This is a genomic window from Pseudomonas sp. B33.4 (genome assembly GCF_034555375.1).
Classification (GTDB): Bacteria; Pseudomonadota; Gammaproteobacteria; order Pseudomonadales; family Pseudomonadaceae; genus Aquipseudomonas.
Window position 1 is genome coordinate 3,020,504 of record NZ_CP140706.1, and the last position, 15,074, is coordinate 3,035,577.

The window sequence follows — 15,074 nt, forward strand, 5'->3', positions numbered from 1 at the left end:
AACAGCGGGGACACACCCGTGCAGGAGCCGCAACGGTCAGCGTGAATACTTGATTGGCATCTCACAGTAAGGAGAGGGTTTCGCCATGTTTCTGTCTGCCTTGGAACTACGCAATATCATTGAAAGCAGTTTTCTGCCGAAACGCTGCCAGTGCACGCTGTCGCCGGACTTGTCGATGACCGTCAAGGTTTTCGGCGATCACCAGACCGATCAGGTCGATCTGCTGGTCAGTGGCATCGACGCCAGCCATCTCAATGGCTGTCGTGAAATCAACGAACTGATCGCCGGGCTGCGCTCGGATCTGAACCAGCAAACCGTGCAACATCACTACAGCCCACGCTCCAGAGTCGTCTAACGCACCGTTTCACCCAGTTCGACCGTCACGCGCCGGGCCTGCACAAAACCAAGGCCCAGCGCGAACTCGACCAGCACCGCGAGCAAAATCCCGGGGCCGGCATGGCCGTTGAGCCATTCCGCAAAACCCAGCACCGCCAAACCAAAACAACCGACGATAAACCCGTTGCTCAGCGCATTGCGCCCCAGCGACGGCGGCGCATTGCGCACCAGATAAAACATCACCCCCAACGCCGCAAACAGCACCGCACTGCGCCGCGCGACAAACCCGGCACCTTCGGAATATTCAATACTCCAGATCGCCAGGAGCATGTCTGGGACAAAGCCCCAGGCCAGCGCCAGCAAAAAACACAACGAACAAGTGAAGCCCGACAACGTGCGAAACGACAACTGCATGGCGAATCCTTGCGGCAGTGAGGAGGGCTCCGAGCATAACCGCCGAAACACCCCACGCCTACCGCAAACCCGCAAATCAGACGTTTCTGTCAGTTCTGGAAGTTGCACGCGTCAGACAATTTCCGATAGCTGATTTCCTCAGGCTTACCGGCGTTGTCGATGTACTTCATGTCGGCCGTGACCACTTTGCACGTTTGTGTTTGCGGCTCGGTCAACGACACCACTTTGGCCACATGCAGCGGCATGCCGTACTGATACGGCACGGCTTTGGACGTGGCAGAGGTGTCATTGGCCTGGGCCAGCCCGGCAAACGCGGTGCAGGCGAGGGCGGCGGTGAGCAATAAAGGACGAATGTTCATGAAAGGACTCCCGAGTGGCGGTTCTAGAGTTCGGCGTGATTCACCCGAACCTGCCGCACTGGGCAACAGCCAGAATGGCTGAGGGCGTGCGGTTCAGTAGAGTTTTTGACCACGGCGTTAAGGGATGGTTAACCAAGCTGAACGCCGGCTGTCAGGGAGTGCGGCGGTTTTCTTTGGAAGGTTTGGCGAATTCCTACAAAGGCTGGTGCCTTGTCTGCTTTCGGCGGTTGGAGCAGGGCGGTTATTGTCGGTTGCCGCTGCAAAATCAGTGGTTCGGGTTTGGTCACCTGACAACTTCCTCATTGCAGATGTGCCATCATTTGCGCTGCGGACATCTATGTCCGTGCGGTGCATAGCTGTGGCGGCTGTGTGCAGGACGCCTTCGGGCGAGCTGAGTTGGGGTTGTTCTCGGTTGACCAAGCCTGCACACAGTCCGCCTCCCACTGTTTGGTCACAGTGCTGGCGGTTACTTTCGCCCCAATTGAGTAATCACCTATGCCGATAATCAAACTGCTACAAAACCGCTATCTCCCCCTCAGCAGCAACGTCACCGAAACCCCGACGCTGCTCATCGACACCCAAGCCAACCCGAAAGACATCCTCGAAGCCGCCGTCCAGCGCATCCGCGCCGCCGCCGACCTGCTCGAGACCTTGCATTGCCTGTGCTTCAAACACGCCGACGTGCAAGACATTCCACACATCACCCATGCGCTGTACCTGCTGACGCAAGATGGCAATGATTTGCTGCAGGTGGCGCAGCAGCAGATGTTGAGTTGGACCGCGCCGGTTTGATGAGAAATTGAAAGGACGCAACCACGGGACGGAGTGAGAAACGACCCGTGTTTCAGTGTGGCAAGGATCCAGCATCGTCGATGCCCACATCAACTCGATACGATTGTTTGGCAGGTTCAAATGGGCTAAATAAGTCTGGACTCCACTTCAACTTAACAATATTCCCGGGTAGAAACGTACGTGTAGATAAGATCAGTACGCTTTTGCAGGGGTAAAGGCATTGTCAGCTCATACTCTTCTTGTCTTATTCTTTGCTTAAACTGATCTTCTGTAGTGCTACCGATCCACGAGAAGAGCCATCGCCCCCTCAATACTCTGGCAGGGCGCTGGATGAAGTGCAGGTCGGATTCGTTGTACTGCACGCAGTATTCGCGCTGCGGGTATTCGGCGCTGAGCTGGAAGCTGTAGGCGTCGGCGAGGATGCCGCGATCCTCCAGCACCCGGGCGATGATCTTAGGCATGGTCAGTTACTGGAAGATCTGCTGATCACGGTTTGTACTGTTTTTTCAAAACTTAGAAGCCAAATTCAGGTGCAAAATAGGAAAGAGGGGGGTGGGAAGATTTCCAGTCCTGAACAATTTTTTTTGCATGATTGATTTCGTCGCTCGACATGCTGCTAGCTAGGATCGAAGTCTGCTTTTGTGCTAAGTCGCCTGGGCTGCTGTCTCCCAGTTCAGAAAGCAGACTGAATAGAGCGTAGGATTTTGCCTTGTTCAGCTCTATTTCATATTTTTTGCTGTGATCCTCAGAAGATAGAGCTGCCGCGTACTCAAATACAGCGTCTACATATCCAGTTTCTGCCGAACTTATCAGCGCATTTTTGGCTGCTTCTGCGCTCCCTTCTTTCGCTAACTCTAAGGCCCATTCGAGCATGGCTGGCGGATATCCCGCATCAGACGAAGCCTTCGCCCATTTCATAACAGCATGTTGGCGTTGAGAAGGAAGTAAAAACCATCCCTCACCCTCCTCAAAACGATGCGCAAGAAGATTTTGCGCGAGAGAATCGCCGGCTTCAGCAGATTTCTTAAGCCATTCAATTTCTGCTGTGGCGTTGTACATCATGAGAAGGCATTTTTTTTGACCGGTGTCCGCGCATTCCTTTGTTATTTTACGCGCAGTATTTATCCAATACTTTTCATCCTGTTTGCATTCTTCAGTGAGAGTGCAAAGCTCTTTGTTCTCACTGAGCCTTAACATTGCATATACGTGACCTTTGGCCGCAGCCTCCTCGTACCAATGCTGCGCTTCTTCCGTCATAAACAATTTTTGGTGGCGTAGGGTTTCTGCCAAAAAATACTGTGATTCAGTATCACCCGCTTCGGCTGAAATCTTCAAATATGGTTCTAATTTAAGCCATTGATTTTGATTGTAAAGTTCAATGCCTTTACGTTTGGCTTGCGACTGATCGGGTGTGAGTGCGCCGAGCGATAGCCCTGGCATTAATATCAAAAAAAGCAAAACTGCAGTTAGGGACTTAATTTTGTCCTGAGTAAGCTGTAGTAGTTTTGTTATAAGCGCCTGAGATAAGCCGAGCGGGCTGGATTCAGTCCGATTGCACGTGGGGGGCTGACTGAACCGCATATTCTTACTGCGCCTCACTGCTTAGCGAAACAGCCTTGGTTGGGCGGGATTCAAAGGGGCTGAAGAGGTCAGTACTCCATCCGAGCCGTACTTTATTACCCGGATCAAAGCGCACATGCAGGTACTGATCGTGTGGGCCACGCTGGGGAAGCGAAAGCTGAACTTCATGGTGCTCTTCTACCGCGCCCTGTATTTGCTGCTGTTTGGTCATGTCCAATATCCAGGTGACTTTGGCTGTGTCTCCCTCAAATTTGGAGCAGCACATTATTCCACCGCCGCCCATTGCGAACAGATTGCCGCCCCAAAAGTCATTTATCCAAAAGCTGAAAATTGGGCGATCTGTGTAATTTTCTGATGTCAGCATGGCGCCGGACGTACGAAATAGATCAATAATTTTTGGGGTGGCGTAGCTAAGCAGCAAAGCCAGAACGCCAAGGACAATGCGTCTTCGCCGCCACGTTCGCTTTCGGTGCGCATCCGCAGAAATACTGATCACACGCATCAAATCCTAGGTCTGAGGTTCAATCCTCGCGTGATGCCAGGACGGAATTTTTTTCTCTTCGATTACGAAATTCGATCACTTAAGAAATGCTGTATTCGGTTCGGAATCAAACGGACTATCCAAGCTCGGACTCCATTTCAACTCAACAATATTTTTGGGCAGAAAACGCACATGTAGATAACGATCAGTGCGTTTTTGGAGGGGCAGAGGCAATGTCACCTCATGCTCTTCTTGCCTCATTCCTTGCCTGAACTGATCTTCTGTAATGCTAACGATCCACGAGACACGAACCGCTTCCCCCTCAACTCTCCGGCAGCACATGATTCCGCCATCGCCCAATGCGGCCATATTGCCGCCCCAAAAATCATTTACCCAAAAACTGAAAATTGGGCGGTCTGTGTGATTTTCTGACGTCAGCATGGCGCCGGGTGTACGAAATAGATCAATGATTTTTGGGGTGGCGTAGCTAATCAGCAAAGCTAGTAAAGCAACGGCTATTCGCCTTCTTCGCCTTCTTCGCCATGTTCGTTTTCGACGTGCGTCCGCAGCAATATCTATCAAACGCATGAAATCCACACTAGAAAAGCAATATTCAGTCTTTGAGACTGAAATGAATCTGCCTGAGTTTAGGTTGATGCACCGGGAGCCTCTGCTGAAGGTTTCCGCATCATCTGTTCCAGATAGTCGGGGGCCATCCCTTTGGTTTTATTCAGGCTCGGCATGTCGAACTCTCGAACGCGAAAGTATTTAGGTATCGGAATACCTGTGCCCCGAGGTATCTGTTGGATCATGTATTGATCGTTTACGTAAAATTCGAGTAGATCTTCAACGTCGAAACTAAGACCTTTGGCAACTGGAGCAAACCACTCGTCCAACAGCGCTTTTACGGGGGCAGAGGGAAAGCTGGTTTTCAACCTCCAGGCTTCGCGGTCTACGTCCTCAAGCCAACTTAGCTCGGCGCGAAGGGCAGCCTTGCCTTGCTGAGTTTGCTTGAGAGCCTGATCGCGTTTCGCAGCTTGAGCGGCGCTTTCGCTGCTCATCCCTAGCGCTCGTGCGATTGAGCCTTGTTTGCTAAAAATAGGACGTTGTAGGCGCTCTTCTTGGTCGTCATATGCTTGATGCTGCCCACGATACAGTTCCCAAAGACCGCGTAATCGTTGGATATACAACCGTCGGTGAGCCAGAAAGCTTTCAGCGGATACTTTTTTGTTACCTGCCTTGCCCATGTAATTTTTGCTCGCACCAATGGCACTAGTGCCGCTGATGTGATCGTTGAGAACGAAGTACTCGGCCGCATCCGCATCGGCTTCATGCAGTTTGTCGAGTGGTAGGAGAGGCACTCCAGCACGGCACGCAGCCTGATACATCTCGTGCAAGCTCGCCAGATGAAGTTCAGTGCTATGAAGTACGTCTTCTTTTCTTAAGCCGCCTCCCACGTCATAGCTTGTGCCTGGTACTAGCCGCTCCTCCCACCTAGGAGTGGAGGTGCCTGTACCGATAAGTCTAGAGCGGCGGTCCCCTTGGCATTCATGTGCAGCCACTAGATGAAGAGCAGATTTAACCGGGCCTGCAAGACACTCTCCGTCATCTACCGTGTTTACGAACGGGATCAGATACTCCAAAACAATCGAGCTCTCGTCGCTCCGATCAACAGAGTCGAATAAGCCCGCGAAAATAACATCCAGCTTTACCCCTTTAAGAATGGTAGTGGCGGGATCACACTCTTCAAACAATTTATGAATAAACGCTCGGGCAAGACTAGCGCCAAAGTCAAAACCAAAAACAGAAATCGCCACACGTTTTACCGGTACTCCATTTTTTGCTTTCACTGACTCGAGAGTATCTTCTACAACTTTAAATGCCGCTTCGAGACGCGTGTTTACCCCGGTCTTTAAGACCGTTGCTGTTATCGGGTTGTCGCGGGTAATGCCAAAGATATCAAATGCTGCCGGAGCAGCCGCTTTAACTGCACCCATAATGACGTTGCCGACTTTAAGATTGTTGAGCAGTGATTCCCACCATTTCTTACCTGTCAGAACATCTTTAATAGCGTCTAATGGACTGTTATTTATTGTCCCTTCCGGTGATTTTACAGCGCTATCCATCGCCTTACTGACTGCGCCATCCATACCTGCGCTGGTTAGTTGAGTACCGCCACCCAATGTTGCGTCAAAATCGGTCGCTAAACCGGATATATAGAATTTTTTAACGGTATCCGCTGTCTCGGTATTTTTATTTTTATCATCAGGATGAGAAATGAATAAGCGGGCAACGTTACTTAGTCGGTTTTCCTTGAGATCGCTAATAAGGTTTCGACCAAATCCATCAAAAAAAAAGCTTAGATGTAATGTCGTCTCGCAAGGTAAAACCGATTTTTTTTCCTTTCCAGCACATGTGCTTGCCCTCGTGCTTACTGATTGAGCACGATCCAAGTTTTTGGTCTCAGTCATTTTTCGCGTCCTTGCACTGTACTGTTCTGTGAATTGGGAACCTCATCAAATGGGCTGATAAGATTTGGGCTCCACTTCAGTTCTACAATGTTTCCAGGGAGAAATCTAACATGAAGATAAACGTCATTTTTCGTGCGTTCAGGTAGAGGTAACGTCCGTTCATGTTCTTCTTTTTTCACTCCTTGTCGAAGCTGTTCTCCGGTGCGACTCAGGATCCAGGTGACTTTAACCGTTGGCCCACTGATGCGCTGGCAGCACATCACTCCACCGCCCCCCATCGCAAAGAGATTCCCTCCCCAGAAGTCATTTATCCAAAAACTTAGAATAGGCCGATCCATATAGTTTTCAGACGTCAACATCGCGCCCGGCGTGCGAAACTGATTATAAAGATACGATCCAATGAAAGGCAGCAGTAAAACGAATACCCCGATGACAAGGTTGCGGCGACGCCAGATTTTTTGCCGCTTAGTATTCATGGCCACGGTCATTTACGTAAATTCCTTATCCAGCAATGCATCTTGAATATCCAGAAAACTTTGAGACAGACAGAAAGTGCTGATCAACATGCTCATCACGACACTCACTCCGACAACTCTCGCATCACCACACCAAGCGGCAACTTCTCTCCAATTGCCCGTTCTTTCGCCTTTTCCCACATCGGCCAGTTCGCCGGAAATTCGCGATCCATCAATTGCAGGCTGGCAAAGAGAGTGACGTCTTCCGCGTCTGTTAAGCCTTCACTGCGGCCAGCGTCCAGCGCTTCTTTCACTTGCTTCAACCGTGCACCGTGGCAGGTGCTGGTAAACACTTCCGGCGCTTCTTTTTCCAGTTCAGTGGTGAGGCTGTAGGGCAGGGGATCGATCTCCATGTCCGTCCACAGCTTTGCGTCTAGAAAAATAGGCTCGTATCTTCCGGGCTTTTCAAGGTTGAGGCCCTTCAGAGAGTGCCATTGATCTTCTTCTGTGGGCACCCACCATTCTTGCAGCGGGCCAAACAGCCAAGCATGCCAAGACAGATCATCGCGTGCGTACAGCATCGGCAGCACTTCTGGCGCGTAGCTACGGATCATCAGAACTTCGCCAGCTTCATTTTTTGCCAGCAACGCATCACTCAGGTGAGCGGCGAGCTTGTCGGCCGGGCAGTCGGTACGAATCCAACAGGCCATCGCGGTGCAGCCGGTGAAGTGTTCGTGAGCGAGAAAGGCCTCGAATTCCATGTGGCTAACGTCGACCAGCCATGGGCCGTAGTTGCGCAGTTCGGCGAATTCCGGTTGCACCATCAACGGTCGTCGCGACGGGTCCGCACTGACGAACTGCAATCGAGCGGGGTCCGGCAACAGACCGGTTTCAACAATCGCGAATATCGACTGAGCGTTCTTTTGCGCTTCGCTCCAGGCTTTCGCCGCGTCACTCTTTGTCATCAATTGGCCCCCGATTGCAGGGCAAGTTTTTCGCGCATGGCTTTTTTCAGGCATTCGACGCAGATGCCGGTAGGTGCTTTGAGTTTCGGCGTCACGGCGAGGGACTCCGCTTGCATCATCTGGTTGGCGCGGGTTTGCATCAGGCGTCCGGCGTTATCAATGGCTGCGAGCCCCGGGATGAATGGGGCGAGGATCTGAATGCCGGTGCCGGCTCCCGGCCCACCACCCGAATTCACCTTCACTTCAGCGCCGCTAATGGTCACACCACCGGCGTCGACCTTGACGAAACTCCCGCCAGCCTTGGCGGTAAGCTCCATGCCACCTTCAACCACCACCTTGTCACCGGCGTGGTAGTGAATCTCCGTCCCAGTCTCAACAAACTGCGCAGTCCCCACTTTCAGGTGCTGGGTGACACCGACGGTCAGGTGATCATCCGCACGCATTTCGCTAATCCGATCCAGATGCGTAATCCGATGCTCTTCAACCTTGAACTCACTCAGCGTGTTGGCTTCGACAGTGTCGTGCCGTTCGTTGCCGACGCGAATCTTCTGGTCGTGCTCGATGTTCTCGTCCCAGTCGCGTTGGGCGTGGATGTAGATCTGCTCGGCGCCTTTCTTGTCTTCGATGCGGAATTCGTTGTAGCCCTTGCCGCCCGGTGAGCTCAGGGTTTTGAAGGTGCTGCGGGTCTTGTTTGCCGGCAGGTCGTAGGGGACGACGTTTTCCTTGTGGTACAGGCAACCGGTGACCAGTGGCTGATCGGGATCGCCTTCAAGGAAGGTGACGAGGACTTCCATGCCGATGCGCGGGATGGCGATGCCGCCGTACGCGGCGCCGGCCCAGCCGCTGGCGACGCGCATCCAGCAGGTGGTTTTGTCGTTGGACTGACCGTCGCGGTCCCAGTGGAATTGCACTTTGATGCGGCCGTATTGGTCGCAGTGGATTTCTTCGCCTGCGGGGCCGGTGACGACGGCGGTCTGGCTGCCGAGGACTTTTGGTTTCGGGTGTTCAAGGGCAGGGCGGTAGTGCGCGTCCCACGGGGTGGCGAGGAAGCTGTTGCGGTAGCCCTGGTGGAAATCGCTTTTGTTATCGGTGACGTCGCTGGTGACGTTTTCGCCGAGCACTTGCGGTTGTTTGCCTTCGTGGAAGACTTCCAGCAGCAGCCACAGGTCGTTCCACTCGGCGCGCGGGTGTTCGGCCAGCGTCAGGAAATGGCCGCTGGTGAGGGTCGGCTCGTCACCTTTGCCTTCGGCGAGTTTGTAGTCGCTGCGATGGCGTTCGAGGGCGCGGGTGGAAAGGAACTTGCCGCGCTCGCGGGTGGTGAAGCGGCCGGGGTAGTCGTAGTCCTCGAGGTCCGGGGCGAACTCGGTTTTGACCGCGCCTTCGGGGAGGATCTTTGGTTTCTCAAAGTCGTAGTCGCGGCGGCTGACGCGGGTGGTGCGGGTTTCCAGGCGCAGGTTGAAGCGTTTGATCACCGGTTTGTCGGCGGCCATGCCGGAGTCTTGCTGGTAGCTCACCGGTTTCAGCTTGCGGAACACGGTCTGGTCGTCGCCAAACACCAGTTTGTGGCCGCTGCTGCTGTGCTGGAAGTGGAAGTGAATACCTTCTTCCTCGCACAGGCGCTGGATGAAATGCAGGTCGGATTCGTCGTACTGCACGCAGTATTCGCGTTCCGGGTACTCGGCGCCGAGCTGGAAGCTGTAGGCGTCGGCGAGGATGCCGCGATCTTCCAGGACCTGAGCGATGATCTTCGGTACGGTCAGTTGCTGGAAAATCTGCTGATCATGGTTGTGCCGCAGGTAGGCCAGTTGTGGCACCAGGCTGAGGCTGTAACGGGTCAGGGTCTTGCCGGAGTCGCCTTGCTCGATGCGATAGACCAGACCGTGGATCTTGCCTTCGCCGGTCGGGCCGAAAGTCAGGACGCCGGGCTTGTGCAACAGCTCTTCGAGTTTGAGGTCGGGGCGGGCGCTGACGAGTTCGAGGTCGAAACGGAACGGTTGGTTGAGGGCTTCGCGACCGGTGAAGCTGAGGACTTGCAGGTCGGCGTTGGCGCCTTCAAGCGTGAGGGTGATGTGGGTTGCGTTGGCGTCCAGCATGCCTTGAATTCCGTCCGTTGAATAAGCAGGGGACGGATGATGGAGGATTAAGCGGCCTCGTTCAAGGCACAAAAGCCGTAGGTCTGGCAGGTTTGCGGTATAGGGAAAACCCTTAGATGGGGTGTTTGGCCCAATGAAACCGGGCGGTTTGTGCGAATCGGTGCTCACTGCCGGCAACTTTTCCCACGACCCTGAGTAGAAGAATCATCAGTCAGATTCAGACTAAAGTCGCCTGTAGCACGTCAAAGCCATCTGCCATCATTGCCGTTCACCCCTGCGTGTTCACTTTCTCCTGGCTCAATCTGACCCGGGACGGGAGCTATTTTTCTGGCTTGTTGCGCGCTTGCGCAAACGCTGCATTGTTGGAGTTTTTCATGCGTCCCCCATTTCCCCTCATCACCCCGCGCCAGTCGTTTGGCTTCGGAGCCTTTGTGCTGTGCGCAGGTTTTACCGCACAGGTTCAGGCCAGCGGATTTTTTGAAGACACCACGGCGAAAATCGAATCGCGCACGGTGTACTTCAACCGCGATTTCCGTGATGGGAGCACCTCGAACGCTCAGGGCGCCTCCAAGCGTGAAGAGTCGGCACAGGGCTTTATTCTCAACCTGCAATCGGGCTACACCGACGGTACCGTGGGTTTCGGTATCGATGCGCTGGGCATGCTCGGCTTTCAACTCGATTCCAGCCCGGACCGCAGCAACAGCGGCTTGTTGCCCTCCAGCGGCAACGACCCGCGCGGCTCGAAAGGGCAATACGCAAAAATGGGTCTGACCGCCAAGGTCAAGGTTTCGGGCACGGTGCTGAAGTACGGCGCGCTGCTGCCGGATCTGCCGCTGCTGAAATACAACGACGGTCGTTTGCTGCCGACCATGTTCAATGGCGCGATGCTCAATTCTAAAGAGGTGAAAGACCTGACCTTCATGGCCGCGCGCCTGGACAAGTACACCGCGCGCGATTCCACCGACTCGCAAGATATCCGCGTGCACTGCAAGAACAAGCGCTACGCCTGCAACACCACCGCCGATCATTTCGACATGTACGGCTTCGACTACAAGATCAATGATCGTCTGACCGCGCAGTATCACTACGCCGAACTGGAAGACATCTATCGTCAGCACTTCGTCGGGCTGCTGGGTAATCAACCGTTAGCTGGCGGTGTACTTAAAGCAGATCTGCGGGTGCTGAAAAGTGCCGACAGCGGCGATGCCAAGGCCGGTTCCATCGATAACCGGGCGTTGAGCGGCATGCTCTCTTACGCGCACAGCGGTCACACCTTCAGCGCCGGCTGGCAGCGCATGAACGGCGACAACTCGATGCCGTATCTGGATGGCAGTAACCCGTATCTGGTCAACTATGTGCAGGTCAACGACTTCGCCGCTGCGCAGGAACGTTCCTGGCAACTGCGTTATGACTATGACTTCAAGGCCATTGGTATTAATGGTTTGAGCTTCCTGACCCGTTATGTGAACGGTGACCACATCAAGGTGTTGGGCAGTGATCAGGAAGGCAAGGAGTGGGAACGCGACAGCGAGTTGAAGTATGTGATTCAGACGGGCACGTTCAAGGATGTGAGTCTGCGTTTGCGTAATGCGACGTATCGCACCAACTATGAGAAGTTTGCCCGGGATGTGGATGAGACACGGTTGATTGTGAGTTATAGCTTTTCGGTGTTGTAGGTCTTGGATGTGTAGTGCTTGATCGGGCGCTATCGCGAGCAGGCTCACTCCTACAGGGGATCTTCAGTGGACGCGGATATCGTGTTCGACATTGATCCATTGTAGGAGTGAGCCTGCTCGCGATGAGGCCCTTGAAGTCACCGTTACAACCAATGCCAGAACCGGCTCCAGAACCCCCGATTCAAATCGTCCTTGCACCCGGCATATTGCCGCGCATATACATCCGAGCGGTTCTGCACTTTGCGCGCCGTTGGCATCAGCCAGGCTTTGCTCGCGTAAGTCTTGTTGCGGAAGCCGCCCCAGCCTTCGTGGTAGTTGAGGTACTGGTTATAGGCGTCGTACTTGTAGACGCCGTTGATCGAATAGGTTTTGTCCATGTACCAGCCGACAAAGTCGATGGCGTCGTCGAAGTCTTCGCGATCGGCTCCGCTGCGGCCGGTGCTTTTCTGGTAATCGGCCCAGACTTCATCCTTGGCTTGCGCATAACCTGAAGCGGTCGACACGCGGCCCCACGGGATCACCCACAGCAGGTATTTGCGCGGGGTCTTGGCGTCGTAGCGGTAGCCGGATTCCTGATACATGATCGCGAAGGGCACCTGAATCGGCACGCCCCAGCGTTTTTGCGTGACTTGCGCAGCGTCGTACCAGTCGCTTTTTTCCCGGAAGATTTCGCAGATGTCTTCCGGCGAGCGGGGCGGCGAGGTGCCGCACCCGCTCAGTAGCGTTGCCAGTGTCAGTAGTCCAAGCGTCTGCCCGTAATTCAAAAGCCGTTATCCCGTCGTGCGCAAAAAGGCCGACAGTCTACGCGCTCAGCTCAATTGGTGACGATAGGGCAGATCCGGGCCGGTCTTGCTGCAGGTCAGCGCGGCGGCTTGCACGGCGAACCTGAGCATGGCGTCGATCTGCTCGCGGGCGAGTTGCTGAACGCCTTCGACCGAGTCCAGACCGTGCTCGGTCAGCCAGGTGATCAACGCGGCCTGGAAGGTGTCGCCCGCGCCAACGGTGTCGGCAATCTTTACCGAGGCTGCCGGGACTGACCATGTGCCGTGTTGGCGGCTGAACACGGTGGCGCCGTCGCCGCCCCGGGTGAGGAAGACGATCTGGCAGCGTTGTTCGAGCCAGCCTTCGATCACGCGTTGCGGGTCCTGTTCGGGATAGAGCAGGCTCAAGTCTTCGTCGCTGACCTTGATCAGATCGGCGAGCGGCACCAGCGTCGCGATGCGCTCACGCCACAGGTCGATGTTCGGCTCGGGATTGAGGCGCACGTTCGGGTCGAGGGTGATCAGGCGTTTGCCGCTTTCACGCTGCACCAGGGTCAGCAAGGTGTCGCCGATCGGCTGCACCACCAGCGAGAACGAGCCGATATGCAGACCACGCACCTCGGGGCCCAGTGTCGGCAGATGCGCAAGACTCAGTTGCCGATCGGCACAGCCTTCACCACGAAAGCTGTAGTGCGGCGAGCCATTGGCACCGACGGCGACCATGGCCAGCGTGGTCGGCGCGGCGAACTCCACCAGATAGTCCGGGCACACGCCTTCGTCCTGCAGCACTTGCTGCAAGCGGCGGCCGAGGTAGTCGGTGGACAGCCCGCCAAACAAGGCCGAGTCCACGCCCAGACGGCGCAAACCGACAGCGACGTTGAACGGCGAGCCGCCGGCAATCGCCTTGAAATTCACTTTCGAGGCCAGACCACTGGCATCGTCTTCACTGAAAAAATCAAACAGGGCTTCGCCACACACCAAATACATAATTGTTTGCTCTTTATAGGGTTGCGACATGCTGTTGATAGCGTTCATAGGCCTGCTGGAACGCCGCGACGTTGACGGCAATCGGCAGGGTTTCGCTGCTGGAATCGAGTTTCACGCAGCGCTGGCACAGGTCGGCGAGGGTGTCTTCGTGGCCGTTCGACCAGGATTTGCACCACGCCGCTTGTATCGCCGCGCCGAGGGCGGCAGCTTCGCTTTGTTCGGTGCAGATCACTGGGGTGTTCATGATGTCGGCGACGATCTGCCGCCACACCGCGCTTTTCGAACCGCCGCCGATCAGGCAAATGCTGCGGCTTTGTAAACCATTGTGGCGGAGCAAATCCAGCCCGTAGCGCAAACCGAAGGTGGTGCCTTCGACAGCGGCGCGGCAGAGGTTGGCCTGTGTCAGGTTATCCAGCGTCAAACCGTGCAGGCTGCCGGTGGCGTGGGGCAGGGCGGGGACGCGTTCGCCGTTGAGGAACGGCAGCATGCTCACGCCGTTAGCGCCGATGGGGGCCTGGGCGACGAGCTCGTTGAACTGCTGCAGATCGAGGTCGAACAGCTCACGAATCGCGCCGGTGGCGTTGGTCAGGTTCATGGTGCAGATCAGCGGCAACCAACCGCCACTCGACGAGCAGAACGTCGCAACCGAGGCGTCCGGGCTGACTTTCGGCACTTCGGAATAGGCGTACACCGTGCCGGAGGAGCCGAGGCTCATGGTGATCGCGCCGGGCTGAATATTGCCGGTGCCGATGGCGCCCATCATGTTGTCGCCGCCACCGCTGGAGACCAGCGCATTGGGGTTGATGCCGAGGTGTTCGGCAATCGCCGGGAGGAGGGTGCCGACTGATTGGTGCGCGTCGATCAACTCCGGTAAAGCTGCTTGCAGGCGTCCGCTGGCGTCGATGTCGCGCAGCAGTTGCAAGTCCCATTGGCGGGTGCGCACGTTGAAATAGCCGGTGCCGGAAGCGTCGCCGTATTCGCTGCAGGCGCGGCCGGTGAGCCAGAAGTTCAGGTAGTCGTGGGGCAGCAGGATGCGTGCGATGCGCGAGAACACTACGGGGTGTTGTTCTTTGGTCCAGAGCAGTTTCGACACGGTGTAGCCTGGGGCGATGACCACGCCGAGGCGTTCCAGTGAACCTTTTTCACCGCCCAGATGAGTCAGCAGACGGTCGTTTTCGGCGCTGGTTTCGGTGTCGCACCAGAGCTTGGCCGGGCGCAGCACTTCACCTTGATCATCGAGCAGGACCAGACCGTGTTGCTGGCCGGAGACGCCGATGCCGAGGATCGACTGGCCATCGACATTCGCCGCCAGCAGGGCGCTGCGGGTGGCGAGGGTGAAGGCTTCCAGCCATTGCTGGGTGTCTTGTTCGCGGCGGCCGTTGGCGCCGCTGATCATCGTGTGGGCGGCGGCGCCCTGGCCGAGGACTTGACCGGTCGCGGCGTCGAGGATGATGGCTTTGGTGCCTTGGGTGCCGCAGTCGATGCCCAGGAAGAGTTGTTGTGTTGTCATGTTTGAACCATTCGGGGTGTGGTGAAGATCAAGAGCTTACCCCCTCACCCCAGCCCTCTCCCCCAAGGGGGCGAGGGGGAAGGGAGCCGATCGGGGGCTGTTCAAAATTTGAGTTTGACTCCGGATATCTCAATCAGGTGCTGTTCAAAATCTGAGTTCGACTGCGGTTCTCTCAAACCGGAGCTGTTCAAAA

The 15,074-nt window shown here is 55.4% G+C and carries 15 protein-coding genes and 1 pseudogene; 3 read left to right on the forward strand and 13 right to left on the reverse strand.

The genetic code is table 11. The features are described 5' to 3' along the window. Positions 1 to 85 precede the first annotated feature (85 nt). Entirely contained in the window at positions 86 to 355 is a 270-nt protein-coding gene (locus U6037_RS13345; protein WP_007912157.1) for a DUF1652 domain-containing protein, read from the forward strand. Here U6037_RS13345 and U6037_RS13350 read toward each other — a convergent pair. Together U6037_RS13350 and U6037_RS13355 are read right to left on the reverse strand one after the other, a co-directional pair. Continuing rightward, on the reverse strand, positions 352 to 750 hold the full coding sequence (locus U6037_RS13350; RefSeq protein ID WP_322847087.1) for a hypothetical protein: 399 nt from the start codon (positions 748 to 750) through the stop codon (positions 352 to 354). The two genes, U6037_RS13345 and U6037_RS13350, sit on opposite strands and share 4 nt — an antisense overlap. Positions 751 to 839: 89 nt before the next feature. After that, entirely contained in the window at positions 840 to 1,109 is a 270-nt protein-coding gene (locus tag U6037_RS13355; RefSeq protein ID WP_322847088.1) for a DUF2790 domain-containing protein, read from the reverse strand. A 495-nt stretch (positions 1,110 to 1,604) separates the two neighbouring features. Between U6037_RS13355 and U6037_RS13360 the strand changes: the two genes are divergently transcribed. After that, positions 1,605 to 1,901 carry a hypothetical protein gene (locus U6037_RS13360; protein WP_064117974.1) on the forward strand — a complete coding sequence of 99 codons (297 nt, stop codon included), beginning with the start codon at positions 1,605 to 1,607 and terminating at the stop codon, positions 1,899 to 1,901. Positions 1,902 to 2,224: 323 nt separating this feature from the next. Here U6037_RS13360 and U6037_RS29440 read toward each other — a convergent pair. The 8 genes and pseudogenes from U6037_RS29440 to U6037_RS13400 form a co-directional block, all read right to left on the reverse strand. Further along, positions 2,225 to 2,395: pseudogene (locus tag U6037_RS29440) on the reverse strand (contractile injection system protein, VgrG/Pvc8 family); the annotation flags it as partial. A 19-nt stretch (positions 2,396 to 2,414) separates the two neighbouring features. Next, positions 2,415 to 3,482 carry a sel1 repeat family protein gene (locus tag U6037_RS13370; protein ID WP_322847090.1) on the reverse strand — a complete coding sequence of 356 codons (1,068 nt, stop codon included), beginning with the start codon at positions 3,480 to 3,482 and terminating at the stop codon, positions 2,415 to 2,417. A 4-nt stretch (positions 3,483 to 3,486) separates the two neighbouring features. Continuing rightward, on the reverse strand, positions 3,487 to 3,984 hold the full coding sequence (locus U6037_RS13375; RefSeq protein WP_322847091.1) for a DUF3304 domain-containing protein: 498 nt from the start codon (positions 3,982 to 3,984) through the stop codon (positions 3,487 to 3,489). 75 nt (positions 3,985 to 4,059) lie between these two features. Then, positions 4,060 to 4,551, reverse strand: a complete 492-nt coding sequence (locus U6037_RS13380) for a DUF3304 domain-containing protein (RefSeq protein ID WP_322847092.1) — start codon at positions 4,549 to 4,551, stop codon at positions 4,060 to 4,062. A gap of 59 nt (positions 4,552 to 4,610) precedes the next feature. After that, the gene (locus U6037_RS13385; protein ID WP_322847093.1) at positions 4,611 to 6,434 is read right to left on the reverse strand and encodes a DUF2235 domain-containing protein; all 1,824 of its coding nucleotides are present in this window, start codon (positions 6,432 to 6,434) and stop codon (positions 4,611 to 4,613) included. Continuing rightward, the gene (locus U6037_RS13390; RefSeq protein WP_322847094.1) at positions 6,431 to 6,922 is read right to left on the reverse strand and encodes a DUF3304 domain-containing protein; all 492 of its coding nucleotides are present in this window, start codon (positions 6,920 to 6,922) and stop codon (positions 6,431 to 6,433) included. The genes U6037_RS13385 and U6037_RS13390 overlap by 4 nt, the downstream gene beginning before the upstream one ends. Positions 6,923 to 7,014: 92 nt before the next feature. Then, positions 7,015 to 7,908 (reverse strand): DUF4123 domain-containing protein, encoded by an 894-nt coding sequence (locus tag U6037_RS13395; RefSeq protein WP_322847095.1) that lies wholly within the window; start codon positions 7,906 to 7,908, stop codon positions 7,015 to 7,017. Next, positions 7,854 to 9,947, reverse strand: coding sequence for a type VI secretion system tip protein VgrG (locus U6037_RS13400; RefSeq protein WP_322847096.1), 2,094 nt, complete (start codon positions 9,945 to 9,947; stop codon positions 7,854 to 7,856). Before U6037_RS13400 ends, U6037_RS13395 begins: the two co-directional genes overlap by 55 nt. A gap of 374 nt (positions 9,948 to 10,321) precedes the next feature. Here U6037_RS13400 and U6037_RS13405 point away from each other — a divergent pair, with 374 nt between their 5' ends. Then, entirely contained in the window at positions 10,322 to 11,623 is a 1,302-nt protein-coding gene (locus tag U6037_RS13405) for an OprD family porin (protein WP_322847097.1), read from the forward strand. Between the two features lie 143 nt (positions 11,624 to 11,766). On the opposite strand, the gene U6037_RS13410 is transcribed toward U6037_RS13405, so the two are convergent. The 3 genes from U6037_RS13410 to xylB are packed head-to-tail and all read right to left on the reverse strand — an operon-like array spanning position 11,767 to position 14,881. Continuing rightward, the gene (locus U6037_RS13410) at positions 11,767 to 12,387 is read right to left on the reverse strand and encodes a hypothetical protein (RefSeq protein WP_322847098.1); all 621 of its coding nucleotides are present in this window, start codon (positions 12,385 to 12,387) and stop codon (positions 11,767 to 11,769) included. A gap of 45 nt (positions 12,388 to 12,432) precedes the next feature. Next, the gene (locus U6037_RS13415; RefSeq protein WP_322847099.1) at positions 12,433 to 13,371 is read right to left on the reverse strand and encodes a carbohydrate kinase; all 939 of its coding nucleotides are present in this window, start codon (positions 13,369 to 13,371) and stop codon (positions 12,433 to 12,435) included. Positions 13,372 to 13,384: 13 nt separating this feature from the next. Beyond that, on the reverse strand, positions 13,385 to 14,881 hold the full coding sequence (gene xylB, locus U6037_RS13420; protein WP_322847100.1) for a xylulokinase: 1,497 nt from the start codon (positions 14,879 to 14,881) through the stop codon (positions 13,385 to 13,387). Between the last annotated feature and the right edge of the window lie 193 nt (positions 14,882 to 15,074).

Excerpts from the sequence above, each read along its gene's own strand:
- U6037_RS13355 (WP_322847088.1), bottom strand. The coding sequence starts at position 1,109 with ATGAACATTCGTCCTTTATTGCTCACCGCCGCCCTCGCCTGCACCGCG.
- U6037_RS13375 (WP_322847091.1), bottom strand. The coding sequence starts at position 3,984 with ATGCGTGTGATCAGTATTTCTGCGGATGCGCACCGAAAGCGAACGTGG.
- U6037_RS13405 (WP_322847097.1), top strand. The coding sequence starts at position 10,322 with ATGCGTCCCCCATTTCCCCTCATCACCCCGCGCCAGTCGTTTGGCTTC.
- U6037_RS13400 (WP_322847096.1), bottom strand. The coding sequence starts at position 9,947 with ATGCTGGACGCCAACGCAACCCACATCACCCTCACGCTTGAAGGCGCC.
- U6037_RS13395 (WP_322847095.1), bottom strand. The coding sequence starts at position 7,908 with ATGCCTGAAAAAAGCCATGCGCGAAAAACTTGCCCTGCAATCGGGGGC.
- U6037_RS13350 (WP_322847087.1), bottom strand. The coding sequence starts at position 750 with ATGCAGTTGTCGTTTCGCACGTTGTCGGGCTTCACTTGTTCGTTGTGT.
- U6037_RS13385 (WP_322847093.1), bottom strand. The coding sequence starts at position 6,434 with ATGACTGAGACCAAAAACTTGGATCGTGCTCAATCAGTAAGCACGAGG.
- U6037_RS13415 (WP_322847099.1), bottom strand. The coding sequence starts at position 13,371 with ATGTATTTGGTGTGTGGCGAAGCCCTGTTTGATTTTTTCAGTGAAGAC.
- U6037_RS13360 (WP_064117974.1), top strand. The coding sequence starts at position 1,605 with ATGCCGATAATCAAACTGCTACAAAACCGCTATCTCCCCCTCAGCAGC.
- xylB (WP_322847100.1), bottom strand. The coding sequence starts at position 14,881 with ATGACAACACAACAACTCTTCCTGGGCATCGACTGCGGCACCCAAGGC.
- U6037_RS13380 (WP_322847092.1), bottom strand. The coding sequence starts at position 4,551 with ATGCGTTTGATAGATATTGCTGCGGACGCACGTCGAAAACGAACATGG.
- U6037_RS13370 (WP_322847090.1), bottom strand. The coding sequence starts at position 3,482 with ATGCGGTTCAGTCAGCCCCCCACGTGCAATCGGACTGAATCCAGCCCG.
- U6037_RS13390 (WP_322847094.1), bottom strand. The coding sequence starts at position 6,922 with ATGACCGTGGCCATGAATACTAAGCGGCAAAAAATCTGGCGTCGCCGC.
- U6037_RS13345 (WP_007912157.1), top strand. The coding sequence starts at position 86 with ATGTTTCTGTCTGCCTTGGAACTACGCAATATCATTGAAAGCAGTTTT.